This is a genomic window from Gemmiger sp. (genome assembly GCF_057431175.1).
On the sequence record NZ_DBMDDV010000001.1, the window covers coordinates 42,006 to 56,652 of the forward strand.

Annotated in this window: 13 protein-coding genes; 9 read left to right on the forward strand and 4 right to left on the reverse strand. The window is 59.3% G+C overall.

Features of this window, described 5'->3' with window-relative positions; all coding sequences use genetic code 11:
• Window positions 1–76 precede the first annotated feature (76 nt).
• The gene (locus tag ACZO0A_RS00215; RefSeq protein ID WP_291210093.1) at window positions 77–844 is read left to right on the forward strand and encodes an SDR family NAD(P)-dependent oxidoreductase; all 768 of its coding nucleotides are present in this window, start codon (window positions 77–79) and stop codon (window positions 842–844) included.
• Window positions 845–945: 101 nt separating this feature from the next.
• Here the strand turns inward: ACZO0A_RS00215 and aroF are convergent, their stop codons facing one another.
• Window positions 946–1,965, reverse strand: coding sequence for a 3-deoxy-7-phosphoheptulonate synthase (gene aroF / locus ACZO0A_RS00220; RefSeq protein WP_294720424.1), 1,020 nt, complete (start codon window positions 1,963–1,965; stop codon window positions 946–948).
• A 294-nt stretch (window positions 1,966–2,259) separates the two neighbouring features.
• Here aroF and ybaK point away from each other — a divergent pair, with 294 nt between their 5' ends.
• Both ybaK and ACZO0A_RS00230 read left to right on the forward strand, forming a co-directional pair.
• Window positions 2,260–2,754: a Cys-tRNA(Pro) deacylase gene (gene ybaK / locus ACZO0A_RS00225; RefSeq protein ID WP_215694024.1), complete on the forward strand. Its 495-nt coding sequence runs from the start codon at window positions 2,260–2,262 to the stop codon at window positions 2,752–2,754.
• Window positions 2,754–3,470 carry a pseudouridine synthase gene (locus tag ACZO0A_RS00230; protein ID WP_302375180.1) on the forward strand — a complete coding sequence of 239 codons (717 nt, stop codon included), beginning with the start codon at window positions 2,754–2,756 and terminating at the stop codon, window positions 3,468–3,470. Before ybaK ends, ACZO0A_RS00230 begins: the two co-directional genes overlap by 1 nt.
• Before the next feature lie 142 nt (window positions 3,471–3,612).
• Here ACZO0A_RS00230 and ACZO0A_RS00235 read toward each other — a convergent pair whose 3' ends face one another.
• Both ACZO0A_RS00235 and ACZO0A_RS00240 read right to left on the reverse strand, forming a co-directional pair.
• Entirely contained in the window at window positions 3,613–4,728 is a 1,116-nt protein-coding gene (locus ACZO0A_RS00235; protein ID WP_302375079.1) for a zinc ribbon domain-containing protein, read from the reverse strand.
• Between the two features lie 188 nt (window positions 4,729–4,916).
• A complete protein-coding gene (locus ACZO0A_RS00240) occupies window positions 4,917–6,089 on the reverse strand; it encodes an MFS transporter (protein WP_302375080.1) in 1,173 nt (390 codons plus the stop codon).
• Window positions 6,090–6,213: 124 nt separating this feature from the next.
• Here ACZO0A_RS00240 and ACZO0A_RS00245 point away from each other — a divergent pair, with 124 nt between their 5' ends.
• Window positions 6,214–7,119 carry an AraC family transcriptional regulator gene (locus ACZO0A_RS00245; protein ID WP_302375082.1) on the forward strand — a complete coding sequence of 302 codons (906 nt, stop codon included), beginning with the start codon at window positions 6,214–6,216 and terminating at the stop codon, window positions 7,117–7,119.
• Between the two features lie 117 nt (window positions 7,120–7,236).
• On the opposite strand, the gene thrS is transcribed toward ACZO0A_RS00245, so the two are convergent.
• Entirely contained in the window at window positions 7,237–9,027 is a 1,791-nt protein-coding gene (thrS, locus tag ACZO0A_RS00250; RefSeq protein WP_215694016.1) for a threonine--tRNA ligase, read from the reverse strand.
• A gap of 627 nt (window positions 9,028–9,654) precedes the next feature.
• On the opposite strand from thrS, the gene ACZO0A_RS00255 reads away from it, so the two are divergent.
• The 5 genes from ACZO0A_RS00255 to ACZO0A_RS00275 all read left to right on the forward strand — a co-directional run bounded on the left by ACZO0A_RS00255 (window position 9,655) and on the right by ACZO0A_RS00275 (window position 14,645).
• Window positions 9,655–10,503, forward strand: coding sequence for an ABC transporter substrate-binding protein (locus ACZO0A_RS00255; RefSeq protein WP_418760539.1), 849 nt, complete (start codon window positions 9,655–9,657; stop codon window positions 10,501–10,503).
• 229 nt (window positions 10,504–10,732) lie between these two features.
• Window positions 10,733–11,500, forward strand: a complete 768-nt coding sequence (locus ACZO0A_RS00260) for an amino acid ABC transporter permease (protein WP_294779919.1) — start codon at window positions 10,733–10,735, stop codon at window positions 11,498–11,500.
• The gene (locus tag ACZO0A_RS00265; protein ID WP_215694009.1) at window positions 11,487–12,203 is read left to right on the forward strand and encodes an amino acid ABC transporter ATP-binding protein; all 717 of its coding nucleotides are present in this window, start codon (window positions 11,487–11,489) and stop codon (window positions 12,201–12,203) included. Before ACZO0A_RS00260 ends, ACZO0A_RS00265 begins: the two co-directional genes overlap by 14 nt.
• 267 nt (window positions 12,204–12,470) lie before the next feature.
• Window positions 12,471–13,349: an ABC transporter permease gene (locus ACZO0A_RS00270; protein WP_291210120.1), complete on the forward strand. Its 879-nt coding sequence runs from the start codon at window positions 12,471–12,473 to the stop codon at window positions 13,347–13,349.
• Between the two features lie 18 nt (window positions 13,350–13,367).
• Window positions 13,368–14,645 carry an ABC transporter ATP-binding protein gene (locus tag ACZO0A_RS00275; protein WP_302149966.1) on the forward strand — a complete coding sequence of 426 codons (1,278 nt, stop codon included), beginning with the start codon at window positions 13,368–13,370 and terminating at the stop codon, window positions 14,643–14,645.
• Window positions 14,646–14,647: the final 2 nt, after the last annotated feature.

Here is a 14,647-nt window from a genome sequence, read left to right on the forward strand (position 1 = left end):
TTCGCCCTCATCAGTCGCCTTCGGCGACAGCTTCCCCCTCGGGGGAAGCCTTTTTTGTAAATGAAGGAGGTTTCCTATGCCCAAATTTGCAGTCATCACCGGGGCAAGCTCCGGCATTGGGGCCGAGTTTGCGCGCCAGCTTTCGGCACGCGGGTATAACCTGCTGCTGGTGGCCCGCCGCGCGGATCGGCTGGAAAAACTGTCCGACCAGCTGACGACGGTCTGCGAGATCATGACCGCTGACCTCTCGAAGAAAAGCGAGTGCCTGCGGCTGGTCAAGGCGCTGGACGACCGCCGCGTGGATCTGTTCATCAACAACGCAGGCTTTGGCGACTGCGGGCCGTTTTTGCAGACCGATTTAGACAAAGACCTGGATATGCTGGCGGTCAACATCCGCGCGGTACACATCCTGACGAAAAAAATCGGCCAGAAGCTTTACAAACAGGGCTTCGGTGCGCTGCTGAACGTCGGATCCTGCGCGGGGCTGATGCCTGCCGGGCCGTATATGGCGACCTACTACGCCACGAAATCCTACGTTGTCAGCCTGACCAGCGCCTTAGCCCAGGAGTTGCGCGAGGCCCACAGCCCGGTGTACGCGGGCTGCCTCTGCCCCGGGCCGGTGGATACCGAGTTCAACGCCGTAGCCAACGTGGAGTTTGCGCTGCGGGGCATCACGCCGGAATACTGCGTGCGCTGTGCGCTGGACGGCATAGCCCGCCGCAAGACGGTCATTGTGCCCAGCCCGCTGGTAGCCGCCGGCATGACGCTGGGCCGCTTCCTGCCGCGGCCGGTGTATATCAAGATCGCCGCCCACCAGCAGCGGAAAAAATTGTATAAGCGATAAAAAATCGCGGCTGCCCGGGAAAAGGACAGCCGCAATTTTTGTTTTGGTGTAGGAACCGATGCTTGCATCAGCCCGCAAAGGCTCCCCCCTCGGGGGAAGGCTTAGTTCAGTTTCTTCCCAAAGAACTCCAGCTCCGGTTTGATGATGCTCATCAGGTCGTCGAACTGGTCGGGGGTCAGGCTCTGGGCACCGTCGCTCTTGGCCTTGGCCGGGTCGTTGTGCGTCTCGATCATCAGACCATCCGCGCCGACGGCCACGGCGGCCTTTGCCAGATCGGGCACCATGAACGCGATACCCGCCGCATGGCTCGGGTCGATGACGACGGGCAGATGGGTCATCTTTTTAAGCATAGGTACGGCGGAAATGTCCAGCGTATTGCGCATGCTCGTCTCAAAGGTGCGGATGCCGCGCTCACACAAAACAACATTGGGGTTGCCCTCGGCCATGATGTACTCGGCGCTCATGACCAGCTCTTCCAGCGTCGAGGATAGGCCGCGCTTCAGGAGCACCGGCACATTCAGCTTGCCGACGGCTTTGAGCAGCTCAAAGTTCTGCATATTGCGTGCGCCGATCTGGATCATGTCCACCTTGGCGTCCAGGAACAGCGGAATATGCTCGTTGTTCATGAGTTCGGTCACGATGGGCTGGCCGGTGACCTTACGGGCTTCCTGCAAAAGTTCCAGACCCTCGGCGCGCAGACCCTGGAAGCTGTACGGGCTGGTGCGGGGTTTGAACGCACCACCGCGCAAAATGCTGGCCCCGGCGGCCTGCACGCGCTGGGCCACATAGGTGATCTGCTCTTTGCTCTCGACGCTGCAGGGACCGCTCATCACGGCAAAGTAGCCGCCGCCCATTTTGTGCCCGCCCACATCGACGATCGTGTCGTCCGGATGGAACTTGCGGTTGGCCTTTTTGTACGGCTCAGACACGCGGCGGCAGGTCTCGACGACCGGGTTTGCAAGCACCCAGCTTTCAGCAAGGGCCTTGGTGTCACCAATCAGGCCCAGGATGTGAGTGTCGCTGCCGACGGAGTCGTTGATTTCATAGCCCATGCCGTTCAGTTCTTTGCAGAAGGCTTCGACTTTTTCGGCGGGTGCGTGCTGTTTCAATACGATGATCATGGTGGGTTCTCCTGTCTTTCCTATCTATTACGAAGATGATTTCTTTCAATGACGGTATTCTAACACTTTAAAGCGCTAAAGTCAAGCCCCCTTGCGAAATTTGTTTAGGGGTTATATAATAGGAACGCAAAGGCTTCCCCATTTGGGGAAGCTGTCCGCGAAGCGGACTGATGAGGGGCGGCCTTGCCATTATTGCCCAACAGAGGGTTGCCAGGAACACGCGCCCTTCATCCGGCCCTGCGGGCCACCTTCCCCCAAGGGGGAAGGCAAAGAGAAGATAAAGAGGTTGCCAATATGCCAAAAGAAGCAAAAACCAATGCAATGCGGATGCTGGAACGGGCGAAGGTCGCCTACTCCGCACATGAATACCCCCATGAGGAAGGCCAGGCTGTGGACGGCGCGAACGTGGCGCGGCTGACCGGGCAGGATCCGGCCAAGGTGTTCAAAACGCTGGTCACCCAAGGTGCGGACCGCAATTATTACGTCTTTGTCGTGCCGGTGCTGGCCGAGTTGGACCTGAAAAAGGCTGCCAAGGCCGCAGGCGTCAAGAGCGTGGCGATGATCCACGTCGCCGACATCAACAAAGTCACCGGCTACATCCGGGGCGGCTGCAGCCCGGTGGGCATGAAAAAGCAGTTCGTCACCGTGTTTGACGAGAGCTGCCTTGCCCAGGACACGATGCTTGTTTCCGGCGGGCGCATCGGCACGCAAATTGAGTGCTCCCCCGCCGACCTTATCAAGGTCACGCGCGGCAAGACGGCGGCCATCACTCAGGAGCACGACGCATGATGCGGCTGGACAAGTACCTGGCCGAGCGCACCGGAATGACCCGCAGCGAGAGCCGCAAGGCCGTGACGAAGGGCCGCGTGATGATTGACGGCGCAGTCTGCCGCAAGGCGGACACCCAGCTGGACGAGCACACCGCCGCCGTGGCGCTGGACGGTGTACCGCTGGCAGGCGCGTACCGGAAATACGTCTACATCATGCTCAATAAGCCCGAGGGCGTCGTCAGCGCCAGCCGCGATAAGAAAGATACGACGGTGGTCGATTTGGTGGCGGCGGACTTCCCCCGGCGGGAGTTGTTCCCGGCCGGGCGGCTGGACAAGACGAGCACCGGCTTTGTGCTGTTGACCGACGACGGCGCACTGGCGCATGATATCCTCTCCCCTGCCCACCATGTGAAGAAACAGTACGTTGTAACGCTGGATACCCCGCTGACCGACGCTATGCGGCGTGGCTTTGCCGAGGGTGTGACGCTGGCCGACGGCGAGACGATGGCCCCGGCAGACGTGGAACCGCTGACCGACGACGGCCTGACCGTGCGTGTGACGCTGCGGCAGGGCGTGTACCACCAGATAAAAAGAATGTTCGGCGTGTATGCCGCGGGCGTGAACGCCCTGCATCGCGAGAGCATCGGCGGCGTGGCGCTGGATGCTGCACTGGCCCCCGGCCAATGGCGGGAGCTGACGGAGGAAGAAGAGAAAAAATTGCGGCAGAAAGTGTGATTTCCGCCACACGGTAGGGGTATGCCCGCCCCGCGGCTTTCCCATGAACACCTGCTTGCCTTACACGGCAGGGCTGGATATGTCCGGCCCCTACAACTCTATAAAAACAAAAACGGCCACTCATTTTTGAGTGGCCGTTTTTTTATTCATGCACATACACCGTTTCACTGGGGGTCAGCGTTACGGTAAAATCCATATCGCTGTAGTTGGAGAGCGTGACCTCGGTGTCCTCGGTCAGGGTGATGTGGCGGAGCGTATCGACATAGTCGGGGTCGCCGTAGAGCCATGCGCTGCAGTACATCGTGCGGGTATTTTCCATCGGCAGGACAAAGGAAAAATATCCGGTGCCCGCCGTGCAGGTCACGTCGTAGACGCCGGGTTCGATGTCCTCGCCCACAAGCAGATACAGGCTGTCCTCGCTGTCGCTGAGGGTGTACGCCGCATCGCTGACCAGCGGATTGGGTGCGGTCTCGGTGGGCAGCGCATCGACCTGGGCGTTGCTGCTGTGGAAGTACAGCGTGCCATTGCCGCTCAGAAACAGCACGGTGCCTGTCGGCAGAGACACATCGTCCCGCTCACTGTCGATGGTGTCATAGCCGTTGGAGGACAGATCCTCGTAGATTTCAACACCGTGCTCATCGCTGACGATGTGCAGGTCAATGGATGTATTGCTCTCGGCACATTGGATGGTGTAGGTGCCCTCGGGCAGATCCTGCCCTACGGTGTACAGGCCCGCCGTCAGGTCGCCGTCCCAGTCCGCACCCGCGGCGGGCACAGTGCCGCGCAGGTCGTCGTAGGCATTGCTGTCGGCCTCTATGGCCTGTTCTTCGGAGAATTCGGGAACGGGCTCGGAAACCGAGGAACCGATTTCACGCTGCAGCAGGACCTGCAGCATGGGCAAAATCAAAAACAGCGCCACAACGATGATAATCCACGCGGCATTGGCACTGCGTCTGCGTCTGGAGGGTGCCTCGATGTGGTGCTCCACCCGGGCCGTGCGCACCGCGGGGCGCGGTGCATTGTGGCGGTCTGTGCCGCTCTCGTGTACATGGGCGGTGCGCTCTTCCTCGTCGTAGCCTTCCACCTTGGGGCGGCTGCCGGTGGGCCGCACGCGGTGCAGCACATCCTCGCCGTTGACGCGGTGGTAGTGGGCGCTTTCGCCCCGCAGGGTGTAGGTATGTTCGGGCGGGATGGGCAGACCGCATTCCTCACATCGGCCATTGACGACCCGCCCGCCGCACAGGCTGCATTTTTGCATGGTATCGCCTCCTCTTTCCACCATTATACAGGATAAAAGCCTCCCTTGTCAAAGGGAGGTGGACGCCGTAGGCGGCCGGGGGGATTCTGACGGGCCGTGCCATAGCTGCTCGTCACACCCGCAGCCGGGCAGGAATCCCTCCGCCTTCGCTAACGCTCGGCACCTCCCTTTGACAAGGGAGGCTTTATTTAGACCTTCCCCGCCCGACTCGCGGCTGTCTTTTTGTGCAGCTGTTCCGACAGTACCACCATCAGCAACAGCATGGCGAGCAGTGCCCACGGGTAGAGTTGCATCGTGATATTCTGCGCTAACACGCCGAAAAACGGCGACAGCAGCGTCACGCCAACGTAGGCGGCGGCCATCTGGATGCCGGTCATCGCCATGCTCAGGTTTTTGCCGAAGTTGGCGGGCGTCTCGTGGATGATGCAGGGGTAGATGGGCGCGCAGCCCAGTCCGATGACCACAAGGCCCACCGGCAATACAGCGCTGCCCGGCAGAAGCAGCAGCGCAATACCCACGGCGATGAGTGTCTGCCCCAGACGGATCATCTGCTGGTCGTTGAATTTCATCGTCAAAAAGCCGCTGAAAAACCGCCCGACCGTGATGCCCAAGTAAAACAGGCTCGCCCAACTGGCGGCGGTCGTCGCGTCCAGCCCGCGCACCAGTGTGCAGTAGCTGGCCGCCCACATGCCGGCCACGGCCTCCAAACCGTTGTATAGCGCGAAGCAGCACATCACCTCCGGCACGCCGGACACTTTCATCAGCTGCGGAAAGGTGCGATGCTCAGGGGTAAAGTCCTCCCCTGCCCCGGCATTGACGGGGGTCTGCCACAGCGGCAGGCTGAATAGGAGCACAGCGGTCAAGACGATTTGCAGAATCGAGATGATGCGGTAGCCGCTCTGCCAGGTGCTGCCCGCCAGCGCCCAGCCCATGATGACCGGGCCGCCCGCTGCGCCGATGCCCCACATGCAGTGGAGCCAACTCATGTGGCGGCTCTCATAGTGCAGGGCCACATAGTTGTTCAGCGCGGCGTCTACGCTGCCCGCGCCGAGGCCGTAAGGAATGGCCCACAAACACAGCTGCCAGAACTGTGTGCAGGTTGAAAAGCCGAACAGTGCCACGGCGGTGGTGGCCACGCTCAGCGCCGTGACCCGCCCAGTGCCGAGGCAGGTGTTGAGCCGCTCGCTGGCAAGGCTGGACACGATGGTCCCGGCGGAGATAATCATTGATACACCGCCCGCCCAGGCGACGCCCGCGCCCAGCTGCGGGTACATGCTGGGCCACGCCGCACCCAGCAGCGCGTCCGGCAGGCCCAGGCTAATGAAGGCCAGATAGATGATGGGCAGAAGCAGAGAAACCATAGTAAATACCTCTTGACTTTTTGTGATTGCGATACTATGATGATATCATCAAACAGCAGGAAATAAAGGCACTATTCCCGTGAAATTCCGGTATAATTTCGCCAAAAATGGAGATGAACAGAAGATGGCACTGTCTGTATGCAGAACGGTCATAGACGATTTTGCCCGGGAACTGCTGAAACACGGCACGGCAGCGTTCCCCATCGCCTGCTACCATGACGATTTGCAGACCGAGCCGGTCCCTTGGCATTGGCATGAGGAATTGGAAGTGCTGGTGGTCAGCGAGGGCACGATCCTGGCCACTGCCGCCGGGGAAAAATACCGCCTGGAAAAGGGCGAGGGGCTGTTTATCAACGCAGGCGTGCTGCACGGCGACTGGCCGCTGAACGCTGGGCCATGCCGCCTGCACAGCATGGTGTTCCACCCGCGGCTGGTGGGCGGCAGCCCGGACAGCGTTTTTTGGCAGAAATATTTGCAGCCGCTGCTGACCGACCCCAGCCGCCCCTGCGCCGTGCTGCGTCCCGGTGTGGAATGGCAGCGTGAGGCGATGAACCAAATGGAGCGGGCGTTCCGCGCGGTGGTCAACGAGCAGCCCGGGTACGAGTTCAAGGCCCGCGCGGCGCTGTCGGAAATGCTGTTCCAGCTGGTGAGCCACGCCCCGGCAGTGCAGGCGCTGCCGAAAAAAGCCCTGCGCAGCGCCGACCGCATCAAGACGATGCTGCAATTCATCCAGGAACATTACGCCGAGGACGTGTCGGTGGAGCAGATCGCGGCCAGCGCGGCCATCAGCCCCAGCGAGTGCCTGCGGTGCTTCCATGACATGATCGGCACAACGCCGAACCAATACCTGAGGGACCAGCGCACCCAGCGAGCCGCTGAGCTTTTGTGCGGCACGGGGTTACAGGTATCGGAAATCGCGGCGCAGTGCGGTTTCCAGGATGCCAGCTATTTTGCCCGCGCGTTTCGGCAGGTCTACGGCTGCGGACCGACGGAGTACAGGAGAAAGGCAAGGAGAGCGGGAGCGGTGTAGCGGGAAAAGCCCCTCAGGCCGGTTTCGCGGCCGAAGGGGGCTTTGGCACATTGCCGCTGTTACCAATAAAAAATACCGCTGTCAATTTCCTGACAGCGGTATTTTTATAAACCGATATTAGCCGTTATTCACGCGGTTCTTGATTTCATCAACAACCTTGGCGATGAAGGCATCCAGCTCCATCGTCGTGGTCTCGCCCTTGCGGTCGCGGACGCTGATGTTGTTGGCCTCGACTTCCTTCGCGCCCAGAACCAGCATATACGGTACGCGGTCGACCTGCTGGGCCTGGCGGATCTTGTAGCCAATCTTCTCGTTGGACTCATCCAGCACAACGCGGACACCGGCGGCCTGCAGCTTGGCGGCCACGTCCTTGGCGTAGTCCAGCGTCTTTTCGCTGACCGGCAGCACCTTGACCTGCGTCGGGGCCAGCCAGGTCGGGAAACGGCCCTTCGTCTCCTCGATCAGGTAGGCCATGAAACGGTCAAGAGAGCCGAGGATGGCGCGGTGCAGCACGACGGGGGTCTTTTCGCTGCCGTCCTTGTCCACATAGGTCAGGTGGAACTTGGCGGGCAGGCAGAAGTCCAGCTGGCAGGTGGACAGCGTGTACTCGGCACCGACGGCGGGCTTGACGTTGACGTCCAGCTTCGGGCCGTAGAACGCGGCCTCGCCGATCTCCTCGGTGAAGTGGATGCCCAGCTCGGTCAGGACCTCGCGCAGGGCGTTCTCGGCGTGGTTCCACATAGCATCGTCGTCATGGTATTTCTTCTTGTCAGCGGGGTCACGCAGGGACAGAACACAGCGATAATCCGTGATGTTGAAGTCCTTGTAGACGTCGAAAATCAGGGCGCAGACGTTGGCAACTTCGCTCTTGATCTGCTCGGGCGTGCAGAACAGGTGGGCGTCGTTCTGGCAGAAGTGGCGGCCGCGCTCGATGCCCTTCAGCGTGCCGGAGGACTCATAGCGGAAGTCGTGGGCAATCTCGCCGATGCGGATAGGCAGCTGGCGGTAGCTGTGGGGCTGGTTGGCGTAAATCATCATGTGATGGGGGCAGTTCATGGGGCGTAGCACGTAGCTCTCGCCCTCCATCTCCATGGCGGGGAACATATTCTCGCGGTAGTGATCCCAGTGACCGGAGGTCTTGTACAGGTTCACCGTGCCGATGCAGGGGGTCATGACGTGCAGGTAGCCGCGCTCGCGCTCCTTGCCCTTGATATAATCTTCCAACTGCTGCCAGACGGTGTAACCGTTGGGCAGGAACATCGGCAGGCCGCGGCCGACGAGGTCGTCGGTCATGAACAGGCGCATTTCCTTGCCGATCTTGCGGTGGTCGCGCTCACGGGCCTCCTGCTGCTGCTTCTCCCAGGCATCCAGCTCCTCCTGATTGCGGAAGGCCACGCCGTTGATGCGGGTCAGCATCTTGTTCTCTTTGTCGTTCTTCCAGTACGCGCCGGACTGCTGGGTGATTTTAAAAGCCTTCAGCGCCTTGGTGTAGGTCAGGTGGGGTCCGATGCACATATCAACGTACTCGCCCTGCTGGTAGAAGCTGAACTCGGTCTCGTCGGCCAGATCGGCCATATGCTCGATCTTGTAGTGCTCCTGGCGCTCCTCCATCAGCTTGACAGCCTCGTCGCGGGGCAGGATGAACGGCTTGATGGGAAGATTCTCTTTGCAGATTTTCTTCATCTCTTTTTCGATGGCGGCCAGGTCCTCGTCGGTCAGCTTGGTGTCGCCAAGGTCGACGTCATAGTAGAAGCCGTTCTCGGTGGCGGGGCCGAAGGCAAAGTCCGCCTGCGGGTAGAGGCGCTTGATGGCCTGGGCCATGATATGGGCAGCCGTGTGGCGCAGAACGTGCAGTTCTTCTTCCTGCGGACACTCGGCGACGGTGCCGTCCTTGTAGATGATCTTCATGATTGTACGCTCCTTTTGCATTTGTGCAATAAAAAACGCTCCATCCCTCACATTCAAAAAGGGATGAAGCGGTAAGCTCCACGGTTCCACCCAAATTGCGCTTATATAAGGTAAGCGCCGCTCGTGTCGGCTGTAACGGGCCGTACCCGGCGGGGGTTCGCCCCCGCGCTCGGCAGTGGTAAGGCTGCGGGCCGCTGCAAGACCGCTTGCACCACGCAACGTTTGCTGCGGCGGTCGTCTCTGATACAGGACCCTGCATCCCGGTTGTCTGCCTCATGGCTTTGTACAGGATGAAGTTAAGTTATTTATAGCACAAGTGCGGCTTTAAGTCAAGTAGAAAAATTTGGAATGTTGAGGCTGTAGGGGCCGCACATGTGCGGCCCGCAACGTAAAGGCAAGCAGGCGTCTGTCATAAAGCTGCGGGCCGGGCATGCCCGGCCCCTACATTTGTACCTCCGCCAGATTGCACAAAAAACTTTCCACTCCCCTGCTCTGCCCATGTAAAACGCCGAAGTTATTAAATATACATTGACTTTACATATTTATGCAGTTATACTGTATACATCAACCAAGTGAGGGCTTGGGAAGGTACAAACATTTGAGATACAATGAATCGAGGAGATCATCATGAAAAAAATCACTGCTCTGATGCTCAGCTCCGCTATGATGCTGAGCCTGGCCGCCTGCGGCGGTTCCGCTTCTACCGATACTGCCTCCTCCGAGGCTGCATCTTCTGAGGCTGTTTCCAGCGAGGCCGCTTCCACCGAGGAAGCTGCTTCCTCCGACGCTGCCGAACTGACCACCGTCACCGCCGGCAAGCTGACGATGTCCACCAACGCCGCCTTCCCCCCGTATGAGATGACCACCGACAGCGGTGACTTTGAGGGCATCGATGTTGAGGTCGCCGGTGCTATTGCTGGGAAGCTCGGCCTGGAGCTGCAGGTCGATGACATGGACTTTGACGCCGCCCTGCTGGCTGCCCAGAACGGCAAGAGCGACATCGTCATGGCCGGTGTCACCGTCACCGACGAGCGCCAGAAGGTCATGGACTTCTCCGACACCTACGCCGAGGGCATCCAGTCCATCATCGTGCCCGAGGATTCCGACATTGCCTCTGCTGACGATCTGACAGGCAAGGCCATCGGCACCCAGCGCGGCACTACCGGTTACATCTACTGCACCGACGACTTCGGTGAGGACAACGTCATCGCCTACGACGACGGTCTGACCGCTGTGCAGGCCCTGAACAACGGTCAGGTCGACGCCGTCGTTATCGACAACGCCCCGGCCAAGTCCTTCGTGGAGGCTAACCCCGGCCTGAAGATCCTGGACACCGCTTACGCCCAGGAAGACTATGCCATCGGCGTTGCCAAGGGCAACACCGCTCTGCTGGACGCCATCAACAGCGCCCTGGAAGAGCTGCAGGCTGACGGCACCCTGCAGGCCATCGTGGACAAGTACATCACCGCTGAATAAGCGCTTTTGTATCGCACAGAAAGGCACGCCGGGCCCCGGCGCGCTTTTCTTTTATTTAGTGTGATTTTTCCCGGAAATATGGTATAATACAAATATCGCGCTGTAGGGGCCGCATATATGCGGCCCGCAACCTTCCCGCAGGCAAGAGTTTGCCGGAAAGCCGCGGGCCGGGCATGCCCGGCCCCTACAGGTGTGCTGAATTCAAACAGAAAGAAAGGTTGTGTTGCGGATGGAAGCACAGTTTGAAGCGCTCTCTGAGCTGGCAAAAAGCGGCGAGAAGCTGAACTTCGGGCAGGACTTCTTCGTAAAATTCTACCAGGCATTTCTCTACTCGGACCGCTGGCAGCAGTACATCAAGGGCGTGGGCACCACCCTGCTGGTCACGGCCATTGCGCTGGTGCTGGGCGTGCTGCTGGGGGCCATCGTGGCTATGATCCGCGTGGGCCACGCCCAGCAGAAACCCCACCACCGCAACCCCATCCTTGGCGTGCTGAACGCTGTGTGCAAGGTGTATGTCACGGTCATCCGCGGCACGCCTATGATGGTGCAGCTGCTCATCATGAGCATGGTCATCTTCGCCAGCAGCCGCAACTTTACGATGGTCGGTGCGCTGGCGCTGGGTATCAACTCCGGCGCGTATGTCTCCGAAATCATTCGCGGCGGCCTGATGGCCGTTGACCCCGGCCAGATGGAAGCCGGCCGCAGCCTGGGTCTTAACTACATGACCACGATGTTTGAGATCATCATTCCCCAGGCCATCCGCTCCATCCTGCCGTCCCTGGGCAACGAGTTCATCATGCTGCTGAAGGACTCTTCCCTGATTACCGTCATCGGCGGCAAAGAGCTGTTGTACGCGGCCCAGGGCATCATGAACCGTACCTATGAGCCTATGTTCCCGCTGCTGGGCGTTGCGGCTGTGTACCTGGTGCTGGTCATGCTGTTTAGCGCATTGCTGGCAAAATTTGAGAGGAGGCTGGCGCAAAGTGATCGACGTTAAAGGACTGAAAAAGAACTACGGCGGCCTGCAAGTCTTGAAAGGCGTAGATTTGACCATCAACAAGGGTGACTGCGTTGTATTGGTCGGCCCCTCCGGCTGCGGCAAATCCACGTTCCTGCGCTGTTTGAACCGGCTGGAAGAGCCGGATGGCGGCCACATCATCTTCAACGGCAAGGAAGTCACCGATCACGACATTGACCATGTGCGCCAGAAGATGGGCATGGTGTTCCAGCATTTCAACCTTTTCCCCCACCTGACGGTGAAGAAGAACATCACGCTGGCCCCGGTGCGTCTGGGGCTGATGAAGCAGCCCGAGGCCGACGCCAAGGCCATGGAGCTGCTGGAGCGCATCGGTCTGGCCGATAAGGCGGACACCTACCCCAACATGCTGTCCGGCGGCCAGAAACAGCGCATCGCCATCGTGCGTGCGCTGGCCATGAACCCCGACGTGCTGCTGTTTGACGAGCCGACCTCCGCCCTTGACCCCGAGATGGTCGGCGAGGTTTTGGAACTGATGAAGGAGCTTGCCCGCGGCGGCATGACGATGGTCTGCGTCACCCACGAAATGGGCTTTGCCCGCGAGGTGGCGAACCGAATTATCTTTATTGATGAGGGCGTCGTCAAGGTCGACAAACCCCCGAAGGAGTTCTTCGCCAACCCCGAAAACGAGCGCTTGAAAGCATTCTTGTCGAAGGTGCTGTAATTGCATAGAAAAAGCGGTCTGCCGATAGATTTTCGGCAGGCCGCTTTTCGCTTTTATTATGTTGAGTTGTAGGGGCCGCATATGTGCGGCCCGCAGCCTTCCGGGAAACGCCCATTGCCTTTCACGACCGGGCCGGGTATGCCCGGCCTCTACTATTATTATAAACGCTTTGGCAAGTTGATTCTTTGCGCATAATGTGGTAAAATAGCACTATTACTATGGATAATTGTGCGACTACGACTTTACACATAAGGAACAGGTATTTTTATGGCTGAAAATCTGCAAACCACCCGCCCGGCCGAGGAGGGCTGGACCACCGTTATACGGCCCAAAACAGGCTGGTTCGATATTGATTTGAACGAGCTGTGGCGCTACCGCGACCTCATCACGATGTTTGTCAAGCGCAACTTTACCGTGCTGTACAAACAGACGATTCTAGGCCCGGCGTGGATCATTCTGAATCCGCTTATCACCACTATCATCTTCAATGTTGTGTTCGGCGGCATGGCCAATATGCCCACCGACGGCGTACCCGGCTTTTTGTTCTACATGGCGGGCAACACGGTCTGGACGTTTTTCGCCAACTGCGTCAACAACACGGCCAATACGTTTGTAACAAACTCGCAGGTGTTCGGCAAGGTCTACTTCCCCCGCCTGACCATGCCCATCAGCCAGGTGCTGACAAGCCTTATCAACTTTGGCATCCAGGCGGCCATGTACCTGATTTTCTGGGGCTATTTCTTCGCCACGGGCAGCGGCATCACCTTTACGCTGTGGGCGCTGGCGATTCCCTTCGTCATGCTGGAAGTCATGCTGCTGGGCCTCGGCGTCGGCATCATCGTTTCCTCTTTAACGACGAAATATCGCGATTTGGCCATCGCCGTGGGCTTCGGCGTGCAGCTTTGGATGTACGCTTCCCCGGTCGTCTACCCGCTGTCGATGCTGGACAATTCCCCGCGTCTGAAAGTGCTGGTCCAGCTAAACCCCATGACGTCGCCCATCGAGATTTTCCGCATGGCGACCTTAGGCACCGGCACGGTCACGGTGTTTGGCATCGTGTACAGTCTGATTTTTACCGCCGCGGCGCTGGTTTTGGGCGTCGTGCTGTTCAGCCGCATTGAAAAAACGTTTATGGACACGGTGTAAGAAAGGGGCGCTTGAATTATGTCTGCAACAGAAAAACGCCCGGTCATCGAAGTTTCGGGGCTGAAAAAACAGTACAAGCTCGGCCAGATCGGCGGCGGCACGCTGACGCATGACCTGCAAAGCTGGTGGGCCCGCGTGCGCGGGAAGGAGGACCCGAACACCGTCATCGGCACCGACCAGCGGCTGTTTGGGCAAACCTTTATGGCACTGAACGGCGTTGACCTGACCGTCTACCAGGGCGAGGCGCTGGGCATCATCGGCCGCAACGGCGCGGGCAAATCTACGCTGTTAAAGCTACTCTCCCGCATCACGGCTCCCACCGAGGGCGAAATCAAAATCCGCGGCCGCGTGGCGTCGATGCTGGAAGTCGGCACCGGCTTCAACAACGAAATGACAGGCCGCGAGAACATCTATATGAACGGCGCAATTCTCGGCATGACCCGCGCCGAAATCGATGCAAAACTGCCGCAGATCATCGAATTTTCCGAGTGCGGCGATTTTATTGACACCCCCGTCAAGCGCTACTCCAGCGGTATGTTCGTGAAACTTGCCTTTGCCGTGGCCGCGCACCTCGACAGTGAAATTATGGTCATGGACGAGGTGCTGGCCGTCGGCGACATGAAATTCCAGCAGAAATGCTTAGGAAAAATGAGCGACGTTGCCAACCAGGACGGCCGCACGGTGCTGTATGTCAGCCACAATATGTCAACGATCCGTCAGCTTTGCACCCGCTGCGTCGTGCTGGACAAGGGCAAGGTCATCTTTGACGGCGACGTCGAGCAGGCTATCGCGGTCTACATGGACACCACCGACGTCAACGTCGTCCACTACGATTTGGCCGATGTGGCCCGCATGACCGGCAGCGCCGGCAAGCGGTTCCGGTTGGAAACGCTGGACTTCGTCGGGAAAGAATCGAGCGTCTTTGCCGACACCGAGAAGATGCGCGTGAAAATCACCTGGCGCGTGTCGGAGCCGTTCGCGGGCATCCACATGAAGATGAACCTCCACGCGCGGGACTCGACGCCGGTGGGCATCACCCACCCGGTGAATCTCGGCCCTGCCGAGCCGGGCAAGGTCTACACCTCGGTGTTTGAGTTTGACCCGAGCCTGCTGGGCGAGGGACAGTATTTCTTCTACCTGGATATTTTTGACGGCGCACTGGCTCATGCGGTCTGTCTGGACAAGCCTGTGACCGAGTTTGCCTTTGAAGTGACCAACAGCGACCTGACGATGCCCGAGTGGGCGTCCGGCTGGGGGCGTATCCACTTCCCGCCGGTCAAGCTGGTGCAGGAGTAAGC